29 protein-coding genes and 1 pseudogene are annotated in these 26,099 nt (G+C 41.2%); 8 read left to right on the top strand and 22 right to left on the bottom strand.

The genetic code is table 11. The annotated features are described in order from the left end of the window. Positions 1 to 365: 365 nt before the first annotated feature. The 7 genes and pseudogenes from WMO28_RS13195 to WMO28_RS13165 form a co-directional block, all read left to right on the top strand. Positions 366 to 1,207, top strand: a pseudogene (locus WMO28_RS13195) (solute carrier family 23 protein); the annotation flags it as partial. A 14-nt stretch (positions 1,208 to 1,221) separates the two neighbouring features. Next, positions 1,222 to 1,893, top strand: coding sequence for a response regulator transcription factor (locus WMO28_RS13190; RefSeq protein WP_349057257.1), 672 nt, complete (start codon positions 1,222 to 1,224; stop codon positions 1,891 to 1,893). After that, on the top strand, positions 1,890 to 2,891 hold the full coding sequence (locus WMO28_RS13185) for a HAMP domain-containing sensor histidine kinase (RefSeq protein ID WP_349057256.1): 1,002 nt from the start codon (positions 1,890 to 1,892) through the stop codon (positions 2,889 to 2,891). Before WMO28_RS13190 ends, WMO28_RS13185 begins: the two co-directional genes overlap by 4 nt. Before the next feature lie 199 nt (positions 2,892 to 3,090). Further along, complete coding sequence (locus tag WMO28_RS13180; RefSeq protein ID WP_349057255.1) at positions 3,091 to 3,699, top strand: GNAT family N-acetyltransferase; 609 nt, start codon at positions 3,091 to 3,093, stop codon at positions 3,697 to 3,699. 43 nt (positions 3,700 to 3,742) lie between these two features. Then, positions 3,743 to 4,615, top strand: a complete 873-nt coding sequence (locus WMO28_RS13175) for a DegV family protein (protein WP_178645118.1) — start codon at positions 3,743 to 3,745, stop codon at positions 4,613 to 4,615. A gap of 437 nt (positions 4,616 to 5,052) precedes the next feature. Continuing rightward, positions 5,053 to 5,883: a rhamnulose-1-phosphate aldolase gene (gene rhaD / locus WMO28_RS13170; protein WP_178645119.1), complete on the top strand. Its 831-nt coding sequence runs from the start codon at positions 5,053 to 5,055 to the stop codon at positions 5,881 to 5,883. A 93-nt stretch (positions 5,884 to 5,976) separates the two neighbouring features. After that, entirely contained in the window at positions 5,977 to 6,234 is a 258-nt protein-coding gene (locus WMO28_RS13165) for a hypothetical protein (protein WP_349057254.1), read from the top strand. 108 nt (positions 6,235 to 6,342) lie between these two features. Here WMO28_RS13165 and WMO28_RS13160 read toward each other — a convergent pair whose 3' ends face one another. From WMO28_RS13160 to WMO28_RS13110, 11 genes are all read right to left on the bottom strand, one after another. Further along, positions 6,343 to 7,404 (bottom strand): tyrosine-type recombinase/integrase, encoded by a 1,062-nt coding sequence (locus tag WMO28_RS13160; protein WP_349057253.1) that lies wholly within the window; start codon positions 7,402 to 7,404, stop codon positions 6,343 to 6,345. A gap of 194 nt (positions 7,405 to 7,598) precedes the next feature. Then, a complete protein-coding gene (dtd, locus tag WMO28_RS13155; protein WP_349057252.1) occupies positions 7,599 to 8,048 on the bottom strand; it encodes a D-aminoacyl-tRNA deacylase in 450 nt (149 codons plus the stop codon). Further along, positions 8,045 to 9,472: an AI-2E family transporter gene (locus WMO28_RS13150; RefSeq protein ID WP_349057250.1), complete on the bottom strand. Its 1,428-nt coding sequence runs from the start codon at positions 9,470 to 9,472 to the stop codon at positions 8,045 to 8,047. The genes dtd and WMO28_RS13150 overlap by 4 nt, the downstream gene beginning before the upstream one ends. Positions 9,473 to 9,615: 143 nt before the next feature. After that, the gene (locus tag WMO28_RS13145) at positions 9,616 to 10,257 is read right to left on the bottom strand and encodes a cytidylate kinase-like family protein (protein WP_349057249.1); all 642 of its coding nucleotides are present in this window, start codon (positions 10,255 to 10,257) and stop codon (positions 9,616 to 9,618) included. A gap of 102 nt (positions 10,258 to 10,359) precedes the next feature. Continuing rightward, positions 10,360 to 11,274: an RluA family pseudouridine synthase gene (locus WMO28_RS13140; RefSeq protein ID WP_349057248.1), complete on the bottom strand. Its 915-nt coding sequence runs from the start codon at positions 11,272 to 11,274 to the stop codon at positions 10,360 to 10,362. 25 nt (positions 11,275 to 11,299) lie between these two features. After that, on the bottom strand, positions 11,300 to 11,836 hold the full coding sequence (gene lspA, locus WMO28_RS13135) for a signal peptidase II (protein WP_349057247.1): 537 nt from the start codon (positions 11,834 to 11,836) through the stop codon (positions 11,300 to 11,302). Further along, positions 11,833 to 12,924, bottom strand: a complete 1,092-nt coding sequence (aroB, locus tag WMO28_RS13130) for a 3-dehydroquinate synthase (protein WP_349057246.1) — start codon at positions 12,922 to 12,924, stop codon at positions 11,833 to 11,835. The genes lspA and aroB overlap by 4 nt, the downstream gene beginning before the upstream one ends. 20 nt (positions 12,925 to 12,944) lie before the next feature. Further along, on the bottom strand, positions 12,945 to 13,697 hold the full coding sequence (locus WMO28_RS13125; RefSeq protein WP_349057245.1) for a YlmH/Sll1252 family protein: 753 nt from the start codon (positions 13,695 to 13,697) through the stop codon (positions 12,945 to 12,947). A 4-nt stretch (positions 13,698 to 13,701) separates the two neighbouring features. Next, positions 13,702 to 14,355 carry a cell division protein SepF gene (locus WMO28_RS13120; protein ID WP_349057244.1) on the bottom strand — a complete coding sequence of 218 codons (654 nt, stop codon included), beginning with the start codon at positions 14,353 to 14,355 and terminating at the stop codon, positions 13,702 to 13,704. Between the two features lie 24 nt (positions 14,356 to 14,379). After that, entirely contained in the window at positions 14,380 to 15,072 is a 693-nt protein-coding gene (locus WMO28_RS13115; RefSeq protein ID WP_349057243.1) for a YggS family pyridoxal phosphate-dependent enzyme, read from the bottom strand. Positions 15,073 to 15,091: 19 nt separating this feature from the next. Next, complete coding sequence (locus tag WMO28_RS13110) at positions 15,092 to 16,495, bottom strand: biotin/lipoyl attachment domain-containing protein (RefSeq protein ID WP_349057242.1); 1,404 nt, start codon at positions 16,493 to 16,495, stop codon at positions 15,092 to 15,094. A gap of 260 nt (positions 16,496 to 16,755) precedes the next feature. Between WMO28_RS13110 and lexA the strand changes: the two genes are divergently transcribed. Further along, positions 16,756 to 17,376 (top strand): transcriptional repressor LexA, encoded by a 621-nt coding sequence (lexA, locus tag WMO28_RS13105; protein ID WP_349057241.1) that lies wholly within the window; start codon positions 16,756 to 16,758, stop codon positions 17,374 to 17,376. Positions 17,377 to 17,603: 227 nt separating this feature from the next. Here lexA and rsfS read toward each other — a convergent pair whose 3' ends face one another. The 11 genes from rsfS to WMO28_RS13050 all read right to left on the bottom strand — a co-directional run bounded on the left by rsfS (position 17,604) and on the right by WMO28_RS13050 (position 25,736). Beyond that, positions 17,604 to 17,969 carry a ribosome silencing factor gene (gene rsfS / locus WMO28_RS13100; RefSeq protein ID WP_349057240.1) on the bottom strand — a complete coding sequence of 122 codons (366 nt, stop codon included), beginning with the start codon at positions 17,967 to 17,969 and terminating at the stop codon, positions 17,604 to 17,606. 5 nt (positions 17,970 to 17,974) lie between these two features. Further along, positions 17,975 to 18,589, bottom strand: coding sequence for a bis(5'-nucleosyl)-tetraphosphatase (symmetrical) YqeK (gene yqeK, locus WMO28_RS13095; protein ID WP_349057239.1), 615 nt, complete (start codon positions 18,587 to 18,589; stop codon positions 17,975 to 17,977). After that, positions 18,576 to 19,217, bottom strand: a complete 642-nt coding sequence (gene nadD, locus WMO28_RS13090) for a nicotinate-nucleotide adenylyltransferase (RefSeq protein ID WP_349057238.1) — start codon at positions 19,215 to 19,217, stop codon at positions 18,576 to 18,578. The genes yqeK and nadD overlap by 14 nt, the downstream gene beginning before the upstream one ends. Positions 19,218 to 19,233: 16 nt before the next feature. After that, positions 19,234 to 19,524, bottom strand: coding sequence for a ribosome assembly RNA-binding protein YhbY (yhbY, locus tag WMO28_RS13085; protein WP_021978046.1), 291 nt, complete (start codon positions 19,522 to 19,524; stop codon positions 19,234 to 19,236). Positions 19,525 to 19,536: 12 nt separating this feature from the next. Beyond that, the gene (gene obgE / locus WMO28_RS13080; protein WP_349057237.1) at positions 19,537 to 20,829 is read right to left on the bottom strand and encodes a GTPase ObgE; all 1,293 of its coding nucleotides are present in this window, start codon (positions 20,827 to 20,829) and stop codon (positions 19,537 to 19,539) included. A gap of 64 nt (positions 20,830 to 20,893) precedes the next feature. Beyond that, complete coding sequence (rpmA, locus tag WMO28_RS13075) at positions 20,894 to 21,181, bottom strand: 50S ribosomal protein L27 (RefSeq protein ID WP_015525168.1); 288 nt, start codon at positions 21,179 to 21,181, stop codon at positions 20,894 to 20,896. Between the two features lie 5 nt (positions 21,182 to 21,186). Then, positions 21,187 to 21,507: a ribosomal-processing cysteine protease Prp gene (locus tag WMO28_RS13070; protein ID WP_349057236.1), complete on the bottom strand. Its 321-nt coding sequence runs from the start codon at positions 21,505 to 21,507 to the stop codon at positions 21,187 to 21,189. A 12-nt stretch (positions 21,508 to 21,519) separates the two neighbouring features. Next, positions 21,520 to 21,825, bottom strand: a complete 306-nt coding sequence (gene rplU / locus WMO28_RS13065; protein ID WP_349057234.1) for a 50S ribosomal protein L21 — start codon at positions 21,823 to 21,825, stop codon at positions 21,520 to 21,522. Positions 21,826 to 21,966: 141 nt separating this feature from the next. Next, positions 21,967 to 23,190 carry a ribonuclease E/G gene (locus WMO28_RS13060; protein ID WP_349057233.1) on the bottom strand — a complete coding sequence of 408 codons (1,224 nt, stop codon included), beginning with the start codon at positions 23,188 to 23,190 and terminating at the stop codon, positions 21,967 to 21,969. Beyond that, positions 23,174 to 23,890, bottom strand: a complete 717-nt coding sequence (locus tag WMO28_RS13055; RefSeq protein WP_349057232.1) for a TIGR03936 family radical SAM-associated protein — start codon at positions 23,888 to 23,890, stop codon at positions 23,174 to 23,176. The genes WMO28_RS13060 and WMO28_RS13055 overlap by 17 nt, the downstream gene beginning before the upstream one ends. Further along, positions 23,865 to 25,736, bottom strand: coding sequence for a TIGR03960 family B12-binding radical SAM protein (locus tag WMO28_RS13050; RefSeq protein WP_349057231.1), 1,872 nt, complete (start codon positions 25,734 to 25,736; stop codon positions 23,865 to 23,867). Before WMO28_RS13050 ends, WMO28_RS13055 begins: the two co-directional genes overlap by 26 nt. Positions 25,737 to 26,099 lie beyond the last annotated feature (363 nt).

Genomic DNA, 26,099 nt, shown 5'->3' with positions numbered 1-26,099 from the left:
CTCTCAGCTGTTCGGAGTCCTCCAGACTCATCATTTCATGCTTTTTTTCCATAATCTTTTCCTCATTTCCCCATTGTATATTAAAAAACACTGATACAGTCAGATTGGTTACATCTTTGTAATCAGTGTTCGGGTATGGCATACATTTGTGTTCACCTGGTTAATAATTTTACAGTAAAAAATATAAAAATGCAATAGGATATTTTATTTTTTGTGTATAAATATTCATTTTCTGATATATTTTATCTATTATTGTATTTATTTACCAAAATCCGTCTGGTTTCCATATGTAATCTGTGATATGATAGTCAGGTAGTGTTTTCTTATATATAAGAAGGGAGAATTTAAAAGAATGCAAAGCAGCTCTGACTCCGATCACATTGATCGCAGCCTCCGCTCAGCCAGCTCTCAGTCAGGCTCAGATTGCCATTCTGCTTCAGAACGCCATGTTTGTAGCAGGTATCGCCACTCTGATCCAGCTTTATCCGCTCTGGAAGATCGGTTCCCGGCTTCCAGTGGTCATGGGCGTCAGCTTTACCTTTGTTACTGTTTTAAGCACTGTTGCAGCAAATTATGGGTACCCTGCTGTGATCGGCGCTGTTATGATAGGTGGTCTTATATCATCTTTCTGGTATCTGCGGCTGAAACAATTGGTGATACTTCAGCACTGGTATCATCCGGACTGGACCGGGAGATCACAGGAAAAAAAATCTCCGGATCACTGGCCTGTGACGGATATGCTTCCACCATTTCCTCTTTGTTTGGCTGTCCGCCTGTAACCTCGTTTTCTCAGAACGTAGGCCTGGTTGCTATGACAAAGGTTGTAAATCGTTTTACGATCATGACCGGTGCTGTATGTATGATTCTGGCAGGACTTCTTCCGCCGATCGGTAATTTCTTTGCCTCACTTCCGGATTCTGTTGTGGGCGGATGTACCATTATGATGTTTGGCTCTATTTTGACCTCTGGTGTACAGATGATTGCATCCTGCGGCTTTTCCCAGAGAAATATTACGATCGTTTCTCTTTCCCTGGCTGTGGGTATCGGTTTTACTACGGCAAGTGAAAGTGGAATCTGGGATATTTTCCCATCTATCATACAGTCTGTTTTTGCAGAAAATGTAGTTGCTGTTGTATTTGTCATATCTATTGTTTTAAGCTGCATACTGCCTGAAAATATGGATATTGAAAAAAAAATAAAAGAGTAGGATAGTGATGTAATATGTTTAAAATACTGATTGCTGAGGATGACCGTGAACTGCGTCAGCTTTTCCGGCATGTTCTTCTGAAAAACGGCTATACCGTGAAAGGTGTTTCGGATGGGCAGGAAGCTCTTGTAGCCCTTGAGCATGATTATTATGATCTGATCATTTCCGATATCATGATGCCGAATATGGATGGCTATGAGCTGGTACGTTCTCTGAGAGATTCCGGTGATTCCATACCGGTTCTTATGGTCACAGCTAAGGATGCTTTTGATGATATGCGGATGGGATTTCTTTCAGGCACCGATGATTACATGGTGAAACCGGTAAATATTAATGAGTTGGTCTTACGTGTAGGTGCGCTTCTTCGGAGAGCTCAGATGATCAATGAACGGAAGCAGCGTATTGGGGATACGATACTGGAATGCGATTCTCTGACTGTATATACTCCGGATGAGACGATGGTTCTTCCGCAGAAAGAATTCATGCTTTTATATAAGATGATTTCTTTTCCAGGGAAAATTTTTACCAGGCAGCAGCTGATGGATGATATCTGGGGATATGATTCTTCCAGCGATGCTCATACGGTTGATGTACATATCGGCCGTCTGAGAGAACGTTTCCGTGATAATACAGATTTCAGGATCGTTACGATCCGTGGGGTTGGATATAAGGTGGTAAAAGCATGAAAAAGATTCATCTGAGTATACGTATGCGTTTTATCCTTATGATCATGTCGGAACTGATCTGCGTGTCATTTGTTTCCTGGCTCGTTATGGATGTTCTTCATATTTCCGACATTCCTTATACTGTATGGATCATTATTTCCAGCGTGATCGCAGGTATTGTCCTTAATAATTTTCTCAGCATCCGGTATTTTGGACCTGTCCTGAAGCTGAAAAAAGCAATGCAGCAGGTAGCAGAAGGTGATTTTTCCATTCGTCTGAAGGCAGGAAATGAGCTTGAAGAGATTCAGGATATCTACACGAATTTTAATCGGATGGTACAGGAACTGGAGGCTACAGAAATTCTGCAGACAGATTTTGTCTCCAATGTTTCCCATGAATTCAAAACCCCGATCAGCGCGATTGAGGGCTATGCCACCCTTTTGCAGAATAGTGAGGTTCCTGTTTCAGGAGAACAGGAAGAATATATTGATAAAATTCTTTTTAACACGCGAAGGCTTTCTCATTTGGCAGGAAATATTCTGCTTTTATCAAAGATTGAGCATCAGTCGATCCAGACACGGCAGAACTGGTACCGGCTGGATGAACAGATCCGTCAGTCCATTGTTCTGCTGGAACCGGACTGGTCAAAAAAAGAGATTGAATTCGATGTGGATATGGTAGATGTTGAATATATGGGAAATGAAAGTCTGATCAGCCATGTATGGGATAATCTGCTTTCTAATTCTGTAAAGTTCAGTCCCGTCGGTGGTACGATCCATATCCGCATGGTGCCTGAGGGCAAAAAAATCCTCTTTTCAATAGAAAATGAAGGGCCATGGATCAGTGAGGACGCACTGAAACATATTTTTGACAAATTTTACCAGGAAGATAGTTCGCATAAACAGGAGGGGAATGGGCTGGGGCTTGCTCTGGTAAAGCAGATTCTGAATTTGTGTAAAGGAAGCATTACTGCCGAAAATATTCCTGATGGAGGCTGTCGTTTTACAGTAACTTTATAAAATGAGCATTTTTTCAGACCAGATACAGGTGTGCATGATTTTTTTGCATGCCTGTATTTTTTGTTTTGTACAAAATATTTCTCCAACATCAACAATTGTTGAGAAACAGTTGATATTCAGTTGCAAAACTTATATTACAGTATACAGTAGCAGAATGACCAATATTTGCTTACCTATAACAATTCAGGAGAATATCAGTATGCAGTTAAAAAAAGAGCCTGCCTACAGAAAGGCAGTAAAAAAGGATTTTCCTTTTATTCAGGAATTCATCAGAAAAAATTACCATGACCGCTGGGAATTCGAAGAACCACACACAGAAAAACATCTGACAAAGATTATGTTTTATGATTATATGATTCACCGGAACCAGATCACAGTTGCAACCTACCGCGACCAGACAGTTGGTGTTCTGATAACCGGAAAACAAAAAGCCGGACATCCGGCACCTGTTTGTCGGCTGAAAAAAGTGTACCATTTTCTTCGCCTGAAACTTTCCGGTGAAGGACGGAAAAATCTAGAGCACTTCAGCCAGATCCGGCAGATGCAGCAGAAGCTGACAACAGATTCAGAAAATCAGATTCTTTTTCTTTATGTAAGCAAAGACTATCGCCGTAATGGAATCGGTTCGGGTCTGCTGGCGCAGCTTTCCCAAAATGAGCGCAATACTTATTCCATATATATGGATCAGATGGATCATCGTTCATTTATGGAAGCTCATGGATTTATAAAGAAAAACGAAACTTCTCAGATGCGCGAACTGAATAAAAAACGGTTCCGTGAAACGATATTTCTTTATCAGGCAAATTGAATTTTGGAATATAACTAATGATGATCTACAGGAGATATAAGATATGAAAAAGATTGGAATCATGGCAGACAGTCACAGTGGAATTTTAAAAAAAGAAGCGGAGGAGCTTGATATCCATGTACTGCCCATGCCTTTTTATCTGAATGGAGAACTTTTCCAGGAAGATCTGGATTTCTCCAGAGCCGGATTTTATGAAAACTTAAGAGAAGGAGCCGATGTGTCAACTTCTCAGCCGTCCCCATCCGAGGTTATGGAAATGTGGGATGAGATGCTGAAAATTTATGAGCAGATCGTTTATATTCCCCTCAGCAGTGGTTTAAGCGGTTCCTGCATGACTGCGGCTGCTTTATCCAGAGAGTCCAAGTACGAAAATAAGGTTTTTGTAGTAGACAATGGGCGGGTTTCTACACCTCTTCATCGCTCTGTTCTGGATGCCATTGAGCTTGTCGAAAAAGGCTATTCTGCTTCTCAGGTTAAAAATATCCTAGAAGTTTCTCGTGATAAAATGGTGATCTATGTAGGTTTAAGTACCCTGGAATATCTGAAAAGAGGAGGACGTATTAAATCCAGTGCGGCTCTGGCTGCAAATCTCCTCAACATCAAGCCGGTTATGAAATTCGGTACCGGTAAACTGGATGTATTTCAGAAGTGCAGAGGCATGAAAAAATCGAGGAAAGCTATGATCGATGCCATGCACACGGAGCTGGAGACCACTTTTAAGGAAGAGTATGCAGCAGGAAAAGTTTATCTTATGGCAGCTTCCAGCAGTACTGAAGAGGTTACTGCTGACTGGGTCGCACAGATCAAAGAAAGCTTTCCGGGCATGGAAGTTATGTGCGATGATCTTTCACTGGGACTTTCCTGCCACATCGGTCCGGACGGCCTCGGCATCGGATGCTCCTGCATGCCGTTATAAGTAAATATCTGTCAGGAGGTATGGTATATAAATCGTTCCTATAAAGTTCTGTATATGCGGGGTGATATTTCACGCATATACAGGACTTTTTTTATTATTTGAGGTTTTGGTTGCTGTTTTGGTGAAAGATAAAGAAAAGAATATGAGATATAGATTTATATATGGCTATTCATGACTGATTTCGTCATAAAGCATGTGGTTTGTTGAATGATTATAATATATCTACATTATTTATATGTGGATTTGTGCATATTTTTTTAAAAAAAGTATTTACAAACCACAGAAACAGACATATAATTATCATGTAAACAACATAAAACAACACAAGCAAAAAAGAAATACAACAACAAACAACATTTTGGAATAAAAGATGAATTACAATATTCATTTAACCGAAATGTCTGATTGACTAGAGTTAATACAGGAGGAAATATATCATGAAAATTCTTGAATCAAAATTTGTACAGGGCTTTATCAAAATGGCAGATGATGGATATCAGCAGGGATGGCACGAAAGAAACGGTGGAAACTTAAGCTACCGTCTGAAAGCAGAAGAAGTAGAGATGATCCGCCCACGTCTGAACGCTCCCGGCGAATGGACCCCGATCGGTGTGGAGGTTCCGGGCCTTGCCGGAGAATTTTTCCTGGTAACCGGAAGCGGTAAATACTTCCGTAACATTATCGTTGACCCGGAAGTATGTCTCGCGATCATCGAGCTTGATGAAACCGGAACAAACTATCGTATCCGCTGGGGACTTGTAGAAGGCGGACGGCCGACCAGCGAGCTGCCTACCCACCTTATGAACCATGAGGTTAAGAAAAAGCTCACGAACGGAAGACATCGTGTTATCTACCATGCACACACTACCAACACTATTGCATTGACTTTTGTTCTTCCGCTGGATGATAAGGTATTTACAAGAGAACTGTGGGAGTCTGCAACAGAATGCCCTGTTGTTTTTCCGGATGGTGTCGGCGTCATCGGATGGATGGTTCCTGGCGGAAGAGACATTGCGATCAAAACAGCGGAACTGATGAAAAAATATGATGTTGTTATCTGGGCTCACCACGGAATGTTCTGTTCAGGAGAAGATTTCGATCTGACTTTCGGGCTGCTCCATACTGTAGAAAAATCTGCTGAAATCCTGGTTAAGATATTATCTATGACTCCGCATAAACTTCAGACGATCACTCCGAATGATTTCCGTGCACTGGCAAAGGATTTCAAGGTTACGCTTCCGGAGGAATTTCTTTACGAGAAAAAATGATCCTGTGAAATAGTTGCTGATTTTTCCGGGCAAATCTGGTATGATAATTTTATTAATTTTATCAAAAAATATCAGAAAGGATAGAAACACACAATGGAAGAATTGTATAAAGCAATCGAAGAGAAGATTAAAGCCAGCGGATACCCGAGAAAGATCTCCGGTGAAGAAGTTTACGATGACATCTGCGATCAGATCGACGGAAAAGAGAATGGAAGTTATGTTCTTCTTTCCAAATTTGATGATGATGTGATATTCGAGTACCATATTACGATTATGGACAGTGAATTTAATCTGGGCATACTTACCATGCGTACTTCGGAGGGGGTATTTGAAGCAAACTTTGATGAATAAATATTATTTCATATGAAGGATTTAAATAAGCGGGAAATAATTTACATAATATATTTTATGTAAATTATTTCCCGCTTTTAATAATTGCAATAACATAATAGATTTTTATCAGTCTTCACGGAGACGAACAGCTTTGGCTGCCTGACGCCGTCTGGCATCGTCCAGAGCTGCGTAATGCTTCTTGGTAGTATTTACATCCTTATGGCCAAGAACGTCCGCTACAAGGTAAATATCGCCGGTTTCCTGGTAAAGAGCTGTGCCGTAGGTGCTTCGAAGCTTATGAGGTGTGATTTTTTTGGTCGTTGTAACTTCTCTGGCATATTTTTTCACCAGATTTTCAATTGCCTGAACACCGATTCGGCGGCGCTGGGTAGAATAGAAGAGAGCATGTTCATGTCCAGCCAGAGGCGCAATGCTTTCTCTGACTTCAAGATATTTTTTTAAGGCTTTTTCCACTTCAGGACCGAAATATACAACCATTTCATTTCCGCCTTTTCGTGTAACCTTGATTCCGTTATTTTTAAAATCCACGTCCTCAACATCCAGGCCAACACATTCTGATACACGGATTCCCGTACCAAGCAGGAGAGTTACAATAGCAAGATCTCTGTCCTTTGTTTTTTCATGGTACATGCGTTTCTGGCCGGTCAGAGTATCACCGCAATGTTCAATATAGTCAAGAAGCATGACAACTTCATCTGTATCCAGGCGGATAATGTTTTTATCATGAATCTTAGGCACATCGATCAAAACCGACGGATTGGTAGTGATCATTTCATGTTTATAATAGTAAGCGTAGAAACTCCGCAAAGCCGAAATTTTACGTTTGACGCCTCGTTCACCGTTTGTTTCGGTTTTGGAAGAGTCAACTGATTTATAAACTTTCAGATATTCTTCGTATTCCTCGAGATCAACAGCTTTGATCTGATCCAAAACATCAACTGTAAAATCCGTCATGGATTTATCCTTGAACATTGGATTCTGATCTAACAGAAACTGAAAAAATATACGGATGTCATATGCATAGGAAATTCTTGTTTTTGTTGTAGTCGTTGCATCAATAGCCCGGAAATAATCCCTGCAAAACGGAGGGAGTGTTTTTAAAACTTCACGGAGCTTTAAAGTATTGTTTATGTCATTTTGTTCGTGGTATGTGATTTTGTTATCCATAAAAACTCCTTTGATTAAAATCTGTGCTGAAGAAGTGGTTTTTCTGCTCATCTATATCTATACGACAAACCCGAGTTTTTCAAATAGATGAACAATGAAACCAGCCACTTCTTATGATTTTGTTTATTTTTACTGTAAACTGCAAATAAAGTGCCTCCCTCAGGAAGCACTTACATTGATCAATGTTTTGATTATTATTTCTTCATGCTCTCATCAAAAATAATTGTAAATGGTCCGTCGTTTTCTAATGAAACTTTCATGTCTGCTCCGAAAATTCCGTGTTCTACAACTGGAACCTGTTTTTTGGCTTCTGAAATAATGTATTCGTACAGATGATTTGCCTCATCCGGAGAACCGGCTTCAATAAAGCTTGGTCTGTTTCCTTTTCGGCAATTTGCATATAAGGTAAACTGTGAAACAAGAAGCAATTCTCCGTTTACATCTGCCAGGGATAAATTGGTCTTTCCGTTTTCATCTTCGAAGATTCTAAGTCCCAGAAGCTTCTTCAGATACCAGTCAGCATCTTCTTTTGTATCTTCACGGCTAACGCCGACCAGAACCAGAAACCCCTTATTAATCTTTCCGACGGTTTCACCGTCTACTTTAACCTCTGCGTGATTTACACGTTGGATCACAAATTTCATATCTTTTTCTTTCTCCGCTTTTCTTTCTGCTTCAGACGGAATCCTATATATTTAGCCTGAATAAACTTTACAAAATATGCAAACATTCGTTTGATTTCATTCCATGCACCGGTCCAGAATCTGTTCTTTTCTGTCTGAATTGCGACTGATTGTATCTTTGCTTTTGCCGTAGATTCTTTTACCGGCATTGGAAGGGCTTTTCCGGAAAGGGGATCAACACAGTCAATGTCTTTGTAAAAATCCGAGTCTGCAGACATCTCTTTCTCATCAAGACTACGTCCGATCAGTTTCCATACAGCGGCATTTAAAACAGCAAAAACAGGCACTCCGACGATCATACCAGGAACTCCGAAAAGTCCGCCACCGATCATAATCGCAACAATGACCATAAAGCTTGACAATCCTGTGGACTCACCAAGAATCTTCGGTCCGAGGATATTTCCGTCAAACTGCTGAAGAATCAATATAAAAATCAGGAAATACAAACTCTGCAGTGGATTTACGAGCAAAATAAGAAGGATACATGGAATTGCTCCCAGGTATGGACCAAAAAACGGAATAATATTGGTAACGCCTACGATCACACTGACCAGAATTGCATATGGGGTTCCCATAATAGCTGTCCCAACATAACATAACACACCTATGATCGCGGAATCCAGAATCTTACCACTTATAAATCCACCAAAAGTCTTGTGCGTAAAGCGCATGGCATGAACCATGAATGTTGCCCATTTTGCAGGGAGAACTGCATATGTGGCCATTTTAGCCTTTGCAACAAATCCCTCTTTATCAGCAAGAATGTACAGAGACACGATAGCTCCGATAAGAAAATTCTTCAGGAAAACAAGGAGATCCAGAAAGCTTGCAGATATGTTCTTCATCATGGACTGCATCTGCGGAAGTAATGTATTTGTCAGATATTCCTGCAGTCTGCTTGAATACTGGTTAATCTGGGTGATCATATCCGGATTCAGTTTCCAGCCCTTTTTTACAATGGAATTCAGCCAGTCTTCCACTACATTCACATAATGAGGAAAACTGTAAATAATATTCACGATGCTTCGGATCAGCTGAGGAAGGATCATCATGACAAGTGCATAGATCACCAGAAACATGAAAAATACAGATAAGAGTACGCAGATCCAGCGGACTATTTTTTTCCCTTTTTTCTGAAGTATTTTTTCTCTTTTTTCAAACAGGGGAAAAATAATCTTCCTCTCCAGAAAATTGACGATCGGGGTCAGAAGATACGCAATAGCTGCACCATAAATAATGGGTGCCATAATGCTGAAAAACGTCTTAATTCCGGTGACCAGGGATTGCATATGAAAAATCCCATAATAAAAAAGAATACTGGCCGCAATAACCAGAAATGCAGTTACACCCAACTGCACATAGCGATGATTCCAACGAAATTTCATAATAATATTCCTCCACTATGTGAATTATAACATAACATTTCCTGTTTGTGTCTAAAAAAAGCATAAAATACTTATATCTTTTCTTAACAAATATAAAAGTACCCTGCCGGTTCAGGCAGGGTACCAAAAATGAAATTCGATACTTATTTTTTGAGACTGTCATAAATATGAACAGCTTCAATGATCGCTTTCGCAGTTCCATCAATACCAAGCTTGCTGCTGTCCAGGCAAAGATTATAACTGTCAGCAGAACCCCATTTTTTGTTGGTATAATAATTATAATAGCTGGAACGGCTCTTATCTGTCTTGTTGATCATATCTTTCGCTTCTTTGGCATTTTTGTTGTATTTCTCGGAAATACGGTTAATACGCCAGTCAAGATTCGCATGGATAAATATACTGAAGCAGTCCTTATCATCAGCCAGCGCATAATCCGCACACCGTCCAACCATTACACACGGACCTTCGGCAGCCAGTTTCTTGATTGCTTCAAACTGTGCCAGAAAAATCTTATGATTCATTGGCATATCTGTAAAACCGGCGGATGAATACCCGAAAGAATAGGTATCCATTACAAGCGAATAAAGAAAACTGTTTGTAGGTTTCTCATCATGATGTTCAAACAGCTCCTTGCAGATTCCGCTGTCATTGGCTGCATGTTCCAGCAGCTCTTTGTCATAGCATTTAATTCCGAAATATTTGGCAACTTCCTGTCCGATCTGTCTTCCGGCACTGCCATATTTACGACCAATTGTAATAATGGAACTTGTTGTATTGTTATTCATAACAGCCACATCCTTTCTGCATATGAGTCGGCGAAAAGATACTACAATATCCGCCTCGTCTTTAATGTTTCTATTATACAATACATTGCACAATTTTTCCAGCTATTTTCGCAATTTTGACAGCAATTTAACAAAATACTCGGGAAGTGGTGCACTAAATTCCATATATTCGCCAGTTCGTGGATGTACAAATCCAAGAATCATCGCATGAAGAGTCTGTCCTTCCAGATGATATGGATTTCTGGATGAACCATATACCGTGTCGCCAAGAAGTGGGTGACCAATACTCGCCATATGAACACGGATCTGATGTGTACGCCCTGTCTCTAGCCGGCATTCTACATAAGTGGCATTTCCAAAACGCTCAATAACCTTGTAATGGGTGACAGCTTCCTTGCCGTTTTTGGGATTGATAGCCATTTTTTTTCGTTCTGTTGGATGACGCCCGATAGGGCCTTCAATTGTCCCCTCGTCTTCTTTCAGATTCCCCTGTACGATAGCCCGATACCGTCTTCTGATACTGTGACACTTCAGCTGTTCAGCCAGCTCTCTGTGTGCAGTATCATTTTTACAGACCAGAAGTGCGCCAGTTGTATCTTTGTCGATCCGGTGAACAATTCCAGGACGCAGAACCCCGTTAATACCGGAAAGGCTGTCTCCACAATGTGCCATAACTGCATTTACCAGGGTTCCCTGATAATGTCCTGCAGCAGGATGCACAACCATCCCTTTTGGCTTGTTGACGATCAGAACGTCATCATCCTCATAAAGAATATCCAGAGGAATATCCTCCGGAATGATATCCGGTTCACTGGAATCCGGAACTTCAAGATGGATACTGTCATTTTCACGGAGTTTGTAATTGGATTTTACCTTTTTTCCTCCGACAGTAACCTGTCCGTCTTTCAGAAGCTTCTGGATAAAAGACCTTGAAAGACCGCTGTCCTTCTCTGCAAGATAGCGGTCAATTCGTACACCGGATTCATTTTTTTCTGCTGTATAATCATATATTTCCATATTTTATCTCTCCTGCAAGATAAGATCAGTGTTTTCTGCCCAGAAATGAAAAATCATCATCCCGGTATTTCGTACAGACAAAAAGAATCAATAATATTCCGCTTACAACTACGTAAATATCCGCCAGATTAAAAACAGGAAAATTAATCAGCGAAAAATAAATAAAATCAATTACATATCCTCTGAAAAAACGGTCAATAAAATTTCCAAGAGCCCCGGAAGAAAGAACCGCTGCGATCATAAGCAATGGGAGATAAAAACGTTCTTTAGGAATATGTATCCAGGCATAAACGATCACTCCAAGAAACAGAATACTTATTATCGCAAAAAACAGTACACCTCCCTGAAACATTCCAAAAGCAATTCCACGGTTCTCCGGATAAAGATAATGCAACTCCAGTACGCCTGGGATCAAAGATATTGAGGGCTGTTTCTTTAAATATACGTAAGCCAGCCGTTTTGCAATCTGATCTGCAGCAACAAGAACCAGCATCAGTAAAATATCAAAGATCAGACAGCTGACAGCAGAAATCTTCTGATGCGTATTTGTTCTGTTGATCATAAAGTAATCTCCTGAATACAGGAAAGAAGTTCCTCGTCTTTAACAGTTTTATCAATAAAACTCTTTCCGATTCCATCCATCAAAATAAATTTGATATGGCCCTGTTCCATTTTTTTGTCTTTTTTTGTTGCTGCAAGAACTTCTTCCGGAATAAGCCCATCTACATGTACCGGAAGATCATAATCTTCACAGCCTTTACGAATTTCCTGATATTCCTGCTCTGTCAGAAGACCGCGCTTCATGGAAAGGTAAGCGGCAGCAACCAATCCGGCTGCTACACATTGTCCATGGAGAAGAGACAGATTTTTCAGTTTCTCTACGGCATGTCCCACTGTATGTCCAAGATTCAGAAGTGCTCTCTCTCCCTGCTCTTTTGGATCGCGTTCCACAACCCCGGCTTTAATCTCACAGCATCTCCGTACCATAGTTGCAATCAGTTTCATATTCAGTGACTTGATTTCTTTCTGTTCGCGGCATACAAAACGGAAAAAATCTCCGTCACAGATCAGACCTGTTTTCAATATCTCACCCATTCCACAGGCAAACTGTTCGTCTGGAAGTGTGGTAAGTGTATTCAGATTCATATATACAAGACGTGGCTGATGAAAAGCACCGACCATGTTTTTATATTGCTGAAAATCAACGCCTGTTTTTCCACCTACGCTACTGTCAACCTGTGCAAGCAGTGTAGTCGGCACCTGGATAAAATCAATTCCTCGAAGATAAGTAGCAGCTCCAAATCCGGTAAGATCACCGACAACTCCGCCTCCCAAGGCAACCAGAAGACTTTTTCTGTCAAGTCCATTGCTGATCAGAGTCTGATACAAAGCGGAAACCGTATCCAGATTCTTGCTTTTCTCGCCTGCTTCAAAAGTAAACACCGAAATCTCTGCACTTACTTCACTTAAGGCTTTTTTTACAGCTTCTTCATATAAAGGTCCGACATTGGAATCTGTTACAATACAGATCTTTCTGTCTGAAAGACCTTCTCCTAGCATTGCCTGCGCCAGATTGGAAAAGTCTTCTTCAAAACAGATCGGGTAATGAAAATCCCCTTCACGTTTTACAAGTAATTTTGATTCGGTCATCGGTTTTTCCTCCTTGCTATTCAGATATAAAGGAGAATACGCACACCAAGACGTCCTTTTTTCGTCTGGCGGGTTACTCCGTCAAAAATAAATCGTCCTTTTTTCCGGACGGATATAATATCGCCCTCCTTCGGCTCATAGCCGTTGGAAGTCACCAGTTTACCGTTTACAAAAACCAGCCCTTCTTCGATACAATGAACAATGCTGTTTCTGGATGTTCCAAATGCAAGTGCGATCAGCGAATCCAGGCGTACAGATGCACAGGTACCGGTAATAAGATTAAGCTTAGGTTCCGGGATATCTCCTGGATCATCAATTCTGGAAGCAACGACCGTCGTATGTCTTACCCTGCACAGATTTTCCAGAAAAAAATCTGTCATCCTTCGAAGACAGAAAAAACTTGCAGTGTGATCCTCTATCAGAATATCTCCCACAACACTTCTGTCCACGCCAAGATTAAGGATCGCACCCAGATAATCCCTATGCGTCAGATCTTCCGAAAATTTCACTGCTTTCGGCTCAAGTCTGATACAATCAATAGGATATTCCCATGTAAAAGCAAGAGCATCAGGATGAAAGGCTACCATCTGACGCTCTGCATTCGTATACCCGCCAAATCCTTCTGCTGTAACTCCCAGCTTATGAAAGTTCTGGCTGTTTAAAATATTCCGTTCATTTAAATTAAGAAAATCCGTAAAGGTGGTAATGTCTCTCTGATATGCCAGATTCGCCAGTTCACGGATCCTCTTAATAAAAAGTTCTTCTTTATCCATGAGATCAATAACCAACTCTTACTGACGGAACAGATCCGCCCAGAATATTCTGAAGATCTCCTGTAATATCTACATTATATGGCCCAAGTACAAAAATATAGCTGGATACCTGCTGAAGACTTCCGCCAAGAGAATAACATGCTCCGGAGGTAAAATCAATGATCCTCTGTGCAAGCTCCACATCAATTCCCTCAAGGTTAAGAATCACTGTAGAATTATCAACCAGCGTATCTGCAATCTCTCTGGCCTCTTCCATAGTTGTAGGCTTGATTACACATACTTCCATGTTTACAGCCTGGGAAGAACGTTTGCTTGTACGCATCGGTGTAATCTTGGAAGAAGCAACAGGTCTGGACACACGTTCCTGTCTTACAGGTGCCTTGGTAGCAGAAGTCTTTGTAGAAGCCTTGGCGGTTACTGGTTTAACAGATTCTTCCTCCGGATCATCATCCAGAAAACTATCCTCTTCTTCGTTCTTTTTCTTGGAAAATTTCTCAAAAAATTTCTTCTTCGGTTTCTCTTCCATATCATCGTCTTCATCAAGGAAGTCGTCTTCGTAATCGTCTTCTTCCTCAAGAATGCTATCATCTAATAATTCGTCATCGTCATAATCGTCGTTCAGTTTGATGGCATCTAAAAACTTGTCTAAAACGCCCATTTTAAATCTCCAATCCTATTAGTCTTATAACGCGTAATTTCTTGCTCCGAAAATGCCGGTGCCTACGCGCACCATTGTAGCGCCCTCCTGCACGGCGACCATGTAATCTCCGGTCATTCCCATACTCAGAACACTCATAGTAACATTATTAATGTTTTTCGCGGCAATGTCAACACTTAATTTCTTAAGTTCACGGAAAATTTCACGATTTTCCTCAGCATTTTCAACATATGGAGCAATAGTCATAAGACCTTTTATCTGAATATGTGAAAAATCTGCGATCTGTTCAATAAAAGACAGAACTTCCTCCGGTTTTAATCCGAATTTGCTCTCCTCCTCGGCAACATTAACTTCAATGAGAATCGGCACGACTACATTTTTCTTTTCTGCTTCTTTTTCAATCGTTTCAGCAAGTCGAAGAGAATCTACAGAATGAATCATTGCTACTTTATCAACAATATATTTGACCTTATTTCTCTGAAGATGTCCGATCATATGCCATTTAACATCTGACGGCATCTGATCATATTTATCAACAATCTCCTGAACTTTGTTTTCCCCGAAAACACGAGCTCCTGCTTCATAGGCTTCTTTTAACATTTCCACCGGTTTTGTCTTACTGACTGCGATCAGCGTAACTTCATCCGGATCCCTGTTCACTTTCTTACAGGCTTCTTCGATATTTTTCTGCACCTGTATTAAATTTTCTGCTACCATGATATAAAGCCTCCTTTAGTTAGTAAAGTATATCCTGCTCACTTACTTTGTCTGCATTTTTTACAATACGGTCATATCTGACAAGTCCATTGTAAGTTTCCTTTGAGACAACAGCATATTCCTCATTTTCATCCAGTATTTCAATTCGCCGGAATACAGCATATCCCTGATTAATACAGTAAACGCCCTCCAGAACCTCAGTATCTCCGATTACAAACTTCTCTCCGCTGTCAGAATCAACAATCGCATCACCTTCTGAAAATTTGCTTTTATCCACGTAATATATGTAACTGGTTTTCTGGGTTTCTTTATCAGTAACTTCATCTCGTCCATAAATTCCGGCACTGACAAATGTAGTAGTACTATTTCCTTTTTTATTTCGACCGGAAAGCATGAAACCTGACTTCTGCGTTTCTTTGTCTGTTGTAAGGTATTTCGATGGGATCGCATAAAATTCCTTCATAATAATAGAGGTAAGTGGAATCTTTAATCCTGTCACATTATTGGTAACAAGCTCGATCTCCAGAAAACGATCGGAAGCATATCTTATCAGTCCTTTATTAAAATCAATACGTCCGTATTTCGCTCCGTCGATTTCCATAATGGAAAAATCACCTGTCTGCGTCAGATCATCTTTTAAAAATTTCACACGGATAGAAGTACGATTCTTAAGATTAGCTGCCTGTTTTTCACTTAACGGAATCAGAAGGCTCCAACGTTCATCATTAACAATCGTATAAATATCATCTCCGGCTTTCACCTGGCCTTCTGTCTTAAGATCTGTTTCCTGATATGAATTCTGATCAAAATCAGCCGCTGTAACATTATCTACCGTCTTGGATTCATAACCGTCTTTTGAATAAAGAATGATTCCATCAGTCTCAGCCCGGCGGATATTCGGATCGCTGGAAGCAGTAGTCGTAGTCACAGTAGTTTCTTCTCCATCTTCAGACGTTGTCGTTACTGTCGAAACAGAAGAATCATCAGACGCATACTGAAGAATACTTCCATTTAACTGATATTTAAAGCTGTAAGTACTATTAAATTTGCTCGGATCAAACCCCTTGGAAAAGCTCTGCATATTATTGCGGATGTCAGACAGTTCTTCTGCACTTAAAGAAGCGGAATTATCTGCAGTTTTAGAGCTGTTCAGACTGTACACAGCACCATTTGCGTTAATCTTGGTTCCCTCTCTTGCATAATAAGTAACATATCCTCCTGCATCCGCCTGTACCACATTCTCTGACATGATCGCAAGACCTGTATATGTTTCGTTCATAGACAACGGTCCTGACGGAACCTGATAGGACTCCATGTGTGAAGCGGTCAGATACAGGATCACACTGAAAATCATATAGATAAAAATAGCTCCAAACATTACAGTTCCGATGTTCAGACCAAAGATTTTTCGAAGTTTTGCCAAAATGCCGGGCTTACTCCCGGAATGTATATTTTTATCAGGCAACTGAATGCCTCCTTTACATCTTTCATCTCTTGAAGTTCGTTTTATTTTAACATTTTCTTCCCTTGAATACAAGCTTTAAAACAAGCGAACATACTTTCCGAATATTCGTTTGCTATTTCAACAAAAATATGATATAATATTAAAAATATATTTTCGTGGTGCTGTCATATTACGTTTGGCAGCAGATAAACAATTTTAACTCAGAGGAGGGAAATACAATGGCATATGGCAGAATCAGTAAGAAACAGCAGGAAATCCTTGATTATATGAAAAATGAGATCCTTAACAGAGGCTTTCCACCTTCTGTACGTGAAATCTGTGAGGCTGTAAATCTGAAATCAACCTCTTCCGTTCACTCTCATCTGGAGGCTCTTGAGAAGAATGGATATATTCGCAGAGATGCAACGAAACCACGTGCGATTGAGATTATAGATGATAATTTCAATCTTGTACGACGCGAAGTAGTCAATGTTCCTCTTGTTGGAACTGTTGCTGCTGGTCAGCCTATTCTTGCAGTAGAGAATATCGAAGCTTATTTTCCTGTTCCGGCAGAATTTATGCCGAATGAGCAGAGCTTCATGCTCAAGGTCAAGGGTGACAGTATGATAAATGCCGGTGTTCTGGATGGTGACCAGGTACTTGTGAAGCAGCAGAATACCGCTGAGAATGGTGATATGGTCGTAGCTCTTGTGGATGATTCCGCTACTGTGAAGACTTTTTACAAAGAAAATGGTTATTATCGTCTCCAGCCAGAGAACGATAATATGGAACCAATCATCGTTACTGGTAATCTCAAGATTCTTGGTAAGGTGTTCGGTGTATTCCGCTTCTTCCAATAACAGATAATTTTTCAGATATAGCATAGATATTTTCCAATAATAATATCTGTGTTTTGTCTATTGAACTGATGATAATAAAATAAATGCTATATCTTCTCATATCACAATATAATGATCTGATTGAAGATATAGCATTTATTTTTTATCCCATTAGTTTACATAATATATTTATTGTAAACTAATGGAGCTTGGATTCATTTTTTCATATCTCTTATACTCTGAAGAAATTACTCTTCCTCAGCCAAAAATTCCTGTGCATCCAGAATCTTTCCGTCTCTCCAGATTCTTTCCAGATCATAGAAAAGTCTGTTTTCTTCATCAAAAATATGAATGATCATATCGCCGTAGTCCATAAGAACCCAGCTGGAATTTCTTGTTCCTTCAATCTGTTTAGCCTCATATCCTGCACGGCCAAGCATCTCATCTGCATTATCAACCATAGCCTGTACCTGATTCTGGTTAGAAGCACTTGCGATCACAAAATAATCTGCGATCACAGAAACCTCATGAATATCAATGATCTTGATATCCTTTGCTTTTTTATCATCCAGTGCCTTGCAGGCAATCCGGACCATATCCTTTTCAATACTCATAGAATTTATTCCTCCAGTCTGTTGGCAGTATCCTGAGTTCTTTTTTCATGGAGACCTTTGTAGTATATATAAGCATCCCTTGTCGTACTATCGATCTCCTTTGGATTTTCTTCCAGATATTCCAGTGTATCCTTGAGAATCTCATACATACATTCATCCAGATCCTCAAAAGCAAGTTTTCTCACTTTAGGAAGATTGGGAGCTTTATCGCGCAGTGGCTCAATATAATCTGCAATATATACGATCTTTTCAAGGAGACTCATTTCCGGTCTTCCTGTCGTATGATATGTGATTGCAGTGAGGATTTCTTCACTTTTTATATCATATTTGCTTTTTGCAACATACGCGCCAAGTTTTGCATGAAGAAGAAACGGATGATCTTTTTCAAAATCAGAAACCGGAATATCATGCTGACTGCAAAGCTTCAGCTTTTTCTTGTTGGGAATGCACTTTGCACTGTCATGAAGGAGGCCTGCCGCCTGTGCATCCTCCAGATCATAACCATGAACCATAGCAAGAGATGCACAGGTGTACATAACTCCCATTGTATGCTCATATCTGGCTTCATCCAGATATTTTGAAAGCTTCTTTTTTATCTTGATGAAATCATATTTTCCCATCTGAATCAATCCCTTTATAGATATCGTTTTTTTCGATATAGGAAATCACGGGCTGCGGAACGTAATAACGAAGACTCTGGCCGTTTCTATGCCAGGAACGGAGAAGTTCGCTGGAAACATCAATATTCATAGTATCCAACCGTACAAAAGTTCCTTTATACTTCTCTGACATAAGTGCCATCTGCCTGTCCAGATCTCCAACAGGTGTGTGATCTCTGGTTGCCACTACCAGAACTGCCTCCTGACAGATGCGTCCCGGCTCTCGCCAGGTATCAAAGCTGAAAAGTGAATCAGCCCCTATGATAAAATAATATTCTGTGTCCGGGTTCTCTTTATTGAGCTGTTCCAATGTTCGGTAAGTATAAGTATACCCTTCCTCATGCATCTCCATCAGTGATAATTCAAAATGCGGATTATCACTGATCGCAAGACGAACCATCTCTGTGCGTTGTGCATCCGTGGCTCTTCCCTTTCGATTCTGTTTGTGCGGCGGATTTCCGCAGGGCATAAACAGAACTTTATCCAGCCCAAGCTGTTCATAAGCTTTTTCTCCCAGAATTAAATGTCCCATATGGATGGGATCAAATGTACCACCCATGATTCCTATTTTTTTTACTGCCTTGTTCATTTAAAACCTCCCGAAATCAGGGAAGAATGATTTTTTTCTTGTCCTTTTTGCCTTCTCTGTAGAGAACGATCTTTTTACCGATGACCTGCACTACCTGAGATCTTGTTCTCTCTGCAAGAACCTGTGCCATTTCACGTGGATCCTCCAGGCAGTTCTGAAGAACGCTGATCTTAATCAGCTCTCTGGCTGCGAGAGCTTCCTCAACAGCAGCAGTATTCTCCGGAGTAAGACCTCCTTTGCCAAGCTGAAGGATCGGATCCATTGTCATGGCAAGGCCTTTTAAATATGCTCTCTGTTTACTCGTCATTTATTCTACCTCTTATTTATAATAATCGAAATCAAATCCATACATACGGACTGTATTGCCTTCCTGGATGCCTGCTTTTTCCAGCTCTTCCAGAATACCGCCCTCTTTCAGGAATCTCTGGAAGAAAGCAAAGCCTTTCTCGGAATCCAGATTTGTATATCCAAGCATTTTTTCAATCTTAGGACCTTCTACAACAAAGATATCCGGATCTTCCTCGCTGCGTTCTACTGTAAATGGAAGATTCTCATTTACGAGGACATCTTCTGGGAAGAACTCCTGTTCAAACACGATCGGCTCCATAGGGCTCTTATCAAGAAGTTCTTTTACATGGAAAAGGAGCTCGCGTACACCCTGGCCGGTAACTGCTGAAATCGGATAAACCGAAATCCCCTTCGGCTCAAACTCTGCTTTCAGTCTGTCAATCGGGCTTTCTTCGCCATCGTCAAAAATACAGTCGATCTTGTTGGCTGCGATCACCTGTGGTCTTGCTGCAATCTCCGGATTATACGCTTCCAGCTCTTTATTGATCTTATGAATATCTTCCACTGGATCTCGTCCCTCTGTGGAAGCTGCATCTACAATATGGATGATAACTCGTGTACGTTCAATATGACGGAGGAATTCATGTCCAAGTCCAACACCCTCAGATGCACCCTCGATCAGTCCGGGGATATCTGCAATAACAAAACCACCGTTATCTGTGTCTACAACGCCAAGATTCGGGCTTAATGTTGTAAAGTGATAGTTGGCAATCTTCGGCTGTGCGTTTGTTACACGGGAAAGAAATGTAGATTTACCCACATTCGGGAAGCCTACAAGTCCTACATCTGCGATCACCTTAAGCTCAAGAAGAACCTCAAGCTCCTGAGCCGGCTGACCAGGCTGTGCATATTTCGGCACCTGCATGGTGGCAGTTGCATAATGCTGATTTCCTTTACCGCCGCGTCCGCCTTTTAATACGATCTGACGTCGATTTTCGCCAGACATATCCGCGATCACTTTGCCGGATTCTGCATCCATGATAACAGTTCCTTCCGGAACTTTCAGGACAACGTCTTTACCATCAGCACCATGGCATCGCTTTTTGCCGCCTTCCTGACCGTCCTCTGCTTTATATTTTCTTCTGTGTCTGTAGTCTCCGAGAGTATTCTGACCCTCGTCGATCTCAAAAATCACATCACCGCCGCGGCCGCCATCGCCGCCGTCCGGTCCACCGTTTGGAACATACAGCTCACGACGGAAGCTTACATGTCCGTCACCGCCTTTACCAGAACGGATAATGATCCTTGCTCTGTCTGCAAACATATTACACCTCTATTCCAAAAAAAGGCTCCAAACCGGATCGATTTGAAGCCTTTTACCTATTTCATTACTCTGCGTCTACAGGAACGATAGAAACCTGTTTCTTATCGCGACCTTTTCTTGTGAATCTTACGACTCCGTCTGTAAGTGCAAATAAAGTATAGTCTTTACCGCAGCCTACGTTTTCACCTGGGTGAATCTTGGTTCCGCGCTGTCTGTAAAGAATGTTTCCGGCTTTTACAAACTGTCCGTCTGCTCTTTTCGCACCTAATCTCTTAGACTCGGAATCACGACCGTTCTTTGTAGAACCAACTCCCTTTTTATGTGCGAATAACTGAAGGTTCATCTTCATCATTGTTGTTACACCTCCTTGACTTTTACTGTCAAATATCGATTGTTATAACTACCAGCAATTTCCGTCAGACCAAGAATCAAAGAATCCATAAGAAGCATTCCACGCTCAGAGAGCGTATTCTGAAAGTGGATGGAAACAAATCCATCTTTCTCCTGCACATCAAACTTGTCTTCTGTGAACTTCTCAAGAGAATTCACAGTAGTAATGATCAGTGCAGATACAGCGGCACAGACAATATCCTGTCCGGCTTCTGCATAACCGGCATGCCCTTTGGAAATAAATTCCTCGTAGGATCCGTCTCTCTTTCTGACTTTAATTGTAATCATGATGACACCAGATTAACCGTTAATCTTTTCGATCTTAACTTTGGTGTACTGCTGTCTGTGTCCGTTTTTCTTGTGATATCCAGTTTTGCGTTTGTATTTGTAAACGATGACCTTGCGATTCTTACCGTTTTCAACTACAGAAGCGGTAACACTGGCATCTTTTACATCTTCGCCAACTTTTAATCCGTCATTGCTGACTGCGATTACGTTGTCAAATGTTACGGTTTCACCAGCTTCTACACCGAGCTTTTCAACTTTAATTACGTCACCCTCGGAAACCTTGTACTGTTTACCACCTGTTGCAATAATTGCGTACATCTGTGGCACCTCCTAATTATTTACTCGCCAAATTCGGTGGCTCCCGATTTAATCCGAAGCTCTTTGACCTCTTTGTGCGGCATACTCGATTATCTTAACAGCGATATATCACTCTGTCAAGAGTTTTTTTGAAGTTTTTTATTATTTTTTTGTTATCTCGCGAATATCCTCTATCACCGGACGTCTTACCTTCTTACGTGTCATTTCCAGAATGTGCAGTGGCGTGATATCAACAGCACGGCTTTTTACAGGATCTTTTCTGAGAAGCTTTTGCAGCACATGAAATAATTCCTCTCTGTGATCCGGATTTTCCATGTTAATAAAATCAATAAGTATAATGCCGGAAAGATTTCTAAGCCGGAGCTGACGGCTGATCTCCGCAGCAGCTTCCAGATTGATCTTGCGGAAAGTTTCTTCCATTTTTTTCTTTCCTGTATATTTACCACTGTTTACATCAATGGAGACAAATGCTTCTGTTTGCTGTATCACCAGAAAGCCGCCGCTGTTCAGCCATATTTTTTCTTTTTGGACCGTCTCAAGTGCAGTTTCCACACGATACAGCTTATAAAGAGGCAACAATTTATCCTGATAAAATCGCAGTTTTTCATTAAGCTCAGGACTGATTTCTTCCAGATATCCGGTAATCACATCTCGAATTTCGGGAACATCTGTAATGATCTCATCCAGATCGCGACCATAGGCATCCCTGACAGCAGCTACATAAAACGGTTCTGTCTCCAGCACAAGACTGAAACAGGTACGGTTACGTCCCTGAATTACAGCTTTATGGTAGCGGCGTTTCAACCATTCCAGTTCTTTCAGAATTTCTTCTTTAGAAGCATCAACGGCATTTGTCCGAACAATGATTCCAAACTCTTTATCCGGGCGGCCTGCCTCTTCTCTGAGCCATCCACTGAGACGATGTCTGTCTTCCTGTGACAGCTTGGAAGACAGACCGAATTTTTTATCTCCGGTTGTAAGAACCAGATATCTTCCTGTAAAATTCAGATTAGATGTCAGTGCCGGAAGTTTTCCCTTCATGGCATCCCGGCTTACCTGAACAAGAAGCTCATCTCCAGGCCTGAGCGGTCCGTTTCCTTTCCGGCCTGCTGAAAAAACAGCTCTTTCTGCTTCACTCAGAGGATAATAGCATCTTTTACCAGGCGCGATCTGTACGAAAGCTGCCTGGATATTCGAAGCAATATTTTCCACCTGTCCTACATAAATATTTCCAAGAATTGATTTTTCATGATCGGATTCCAGCCGCAGTTCTACAATACGGTCATCTTCTGAAAGTGCCGAAACTGTGCAGGGTATTTCATGAATTTTCATTCTTGTTATAATAAGCTTACTCAACCTCTTCACCTAATGATTCCAGTGTTACGAAACGTGATTCTGCATTTTCTCCCTCATCTGCATACATTTCCAGACGTTTTACTGTGAATGCAAATTCCGGAAGTTCGGTACCAAGCCATTCAAAAAAAGTATTCGTTACGAACTCCGGTTTTGTATAATTGGAGCTTGCAGATGCCAGCATATAAAAGAAGCCATTTTCCCGTACTTCCATTTTATAGATGTTTGGTCTGAGATCAATTTCTTTTTCACTGCGCTTGGTTTGTTTTGTTACTTTGATTTCTGGAAGTGCCAGAAATTCTTCCACGCGATTTTTCCAGTCGATAGAAGGTTCACGACCAGGGCGGAATTCCACCAGATAATCTGCAGCAGCTACCAGCGCCATAGCTTTCCCAGCTTTTCCATCTTCAACTTTTCGAACACTTAAAATATGCATTCCCTCGGCCATCTGTTCTTCCAGTCTGGACGCGATTTCTGCAGTGGGCATATCTTCTGCCATTTCCAGATCAAAATAATCTCCAAGGCTTTCCATACCTACTCCCAGCGGAACGGCGAAGGACATGATCATATGTGGGCTGTATCCGCCTGAAAAAGCTACCGGAAGTTCTGCACGGCGAAGAGCTTTCTGGAAATAACGCATGGTATCCAGATGTCCCACAAATTTCATCGGACCTTCTTTACTGAATTTAATTCTTACCTTCAAGGCAGACACCTCCTTTATATTTCATTGCTCCGCAGGCAGAACATTTCTGACGGCAGTTCTCTGTCACAACGCCCTCTTTTGCACGTTGCCATTCACGCTCCAGGAATTTACGGCTGACGCCTGTATCAATGAAATCCCATGGAAGAATTTCATCCAGACTTCTTTCACGAAGTGTATAGAAAGTCATATCTACGCCGCCTTCAGCCATAGCCTCTTTCCAGATATCATAATCAAAGTTCTCTGTCCACGCATCGTAAAGAGCACCTTTTTCATATGCTTTCAAGATCACATCTCCGCAACGTCTGTCACCACGAGCCAGAAATCCCTCAAGTGCTGTTACATCCGGCTCATGCCAGTTATAACGGATACTTCGCTGATTCAGCTGGGCGCGGACTTCATTTTTAACCACCTTGGCTTTTTCCACAAAATCCTGCTCTGTATACATTGGCGCCCACTGAAATGGGGTAAACGGCTTCGGCACAAAGAAAGAAGTGCTGACGTTGATCTGTACCTTGCCTTTACGCTGTTCTTTCGGAACAACTTCATAATAAGTTTCCGCAATCTTCTGAGCCAGATGGGCAATTCCCTTCATATCGTCTTCTGTTTCTGTTGGAAGACCGAGCATAAAGTAGAGCTTCACCTGATTCCAGCCACCTTTAAACGCCTCTCCTGCGCCATGCAGGATATCTTCCTCTGTAAGACCTTTGTTGATAACATTTCGAAGTCTCTGAGAGCCAGCCTCCGGAGCAAAAGTCAGGCTGCTTTTCTTTACATCCTGTACTTTACTCATAACATCAAGAGCAAATGCATCGATCCGAAGAGAAGGCAATGAAATATTGATCGCTTTTCCCTGAAATTCTTCAATCAGAAAATTAACCAGTTCTTTCAGGTGTGAGTAATCGCTGGAACTTAATGAACTTAATGAAATCTCCTCATGTCCTGTATTTTTCAGCATAATGCGAGCTGATTCTTTCAGTGTCTCCACATCACGCTCACGGGTAGGACGATAGATCATTCCCGCCTGACAGAATCGGCAACCTCGAATACAGCCTCGCTGGATCTCCAGAGTGACTCGATCCTGCGTTGCCTTGATATGCGGAACTACCGGTGCTTCTACTGCACGGTATTCATCTTCCATATCTACGATCAGCTGTTTCTGAACCTTCGTGGGAACACCTTCCTCTGTCGGCCTGAAAGAAGCAATGGTGCCGTCTTCTTTATAAGTAACCTCATATAGAGAAGGCACATAAATTCCCGGAATTCTGGCTGCTGCCTTAAGAAAATCTCTTCTGCTGCCACCGGCCTTCTTATTAGCCTTATACGCATCAAAAAGAGCATCATAAACGGTCTCGCCTTCTCCAATATAGAAAAGGTCAAAAAACTCTGCCAGAGGCTCAGGGTTATATGCACAGGCACCGCCACCGATCACAATCGGGAACTCCTCTCCACGATCAGCGCTTTTCAGCGGAATACCGCTGAGATCCAGAACCTGCAGAATATTCGTATAACACATCTCGTATCCAAGTGTAATGCCAAGGAAATCAAAATCCTTTATTGGCTCCTGGGATTCCAAAGCAAACAGAGGGATATGTTGTTCACGCATTACCTTGTCCAGATCTGGCCACGGTGAAAAAAGACGCTCACACCATACATCTTCACGCTGGTTGAACATATTGTAGAGGATCATCATACCAAGGTTGGACATGCCGATCTCGTAGACATCCGGGAAACAAAACGCAAACCGTATTTCTACCTTATTTTTATCTTTCATCACAGAGTTGATTTCTCCGCCGATATAGCGGGCTGCTTTGTCAACTTTGAGTAATATTTCGTCACTAAGTGCTAATTTTCTCATTCTTTCCCTTTCGCGATTTGTTGCTATTTACCAAATACAGAACTTCTTCTGTTTAGATTTGGATAGCGTTTTTTTTCTGAATAAGTGGGAAAAATAATGCTCATTTTTGAACCTATTTTTGTCCCGAAAACGGCATTTGGTCACTGCGGTACCGGCTGTGGTATATGCCGTTAATTATCCTATTATAATACAGGTCATTTCAGAAATTCAAGAGAAATCGTGTGCTTTTGTGGAAATGGCGAAAATTGTCTGCTGTCCCTCCATTTTTTACAAGATTCTTTTTTTCAACACCACTTTACAACTTTTTCATAAAAAATAATCGTACAGGACTTTCTGATGTATAATGAATTTGCCAAAACATTA

The organism is Blautia aquisgranensis, assembly GCF_040096615.1.
GTDB lineage: Bacteria > Bacillota > Clostridia > Lachnospirales > Lachnospiraceae > Blautia_A > Blautia_A aquisgranensis.
This window is presented reverse-complemented; position numbering and strand designations above follow the sequence as displayed.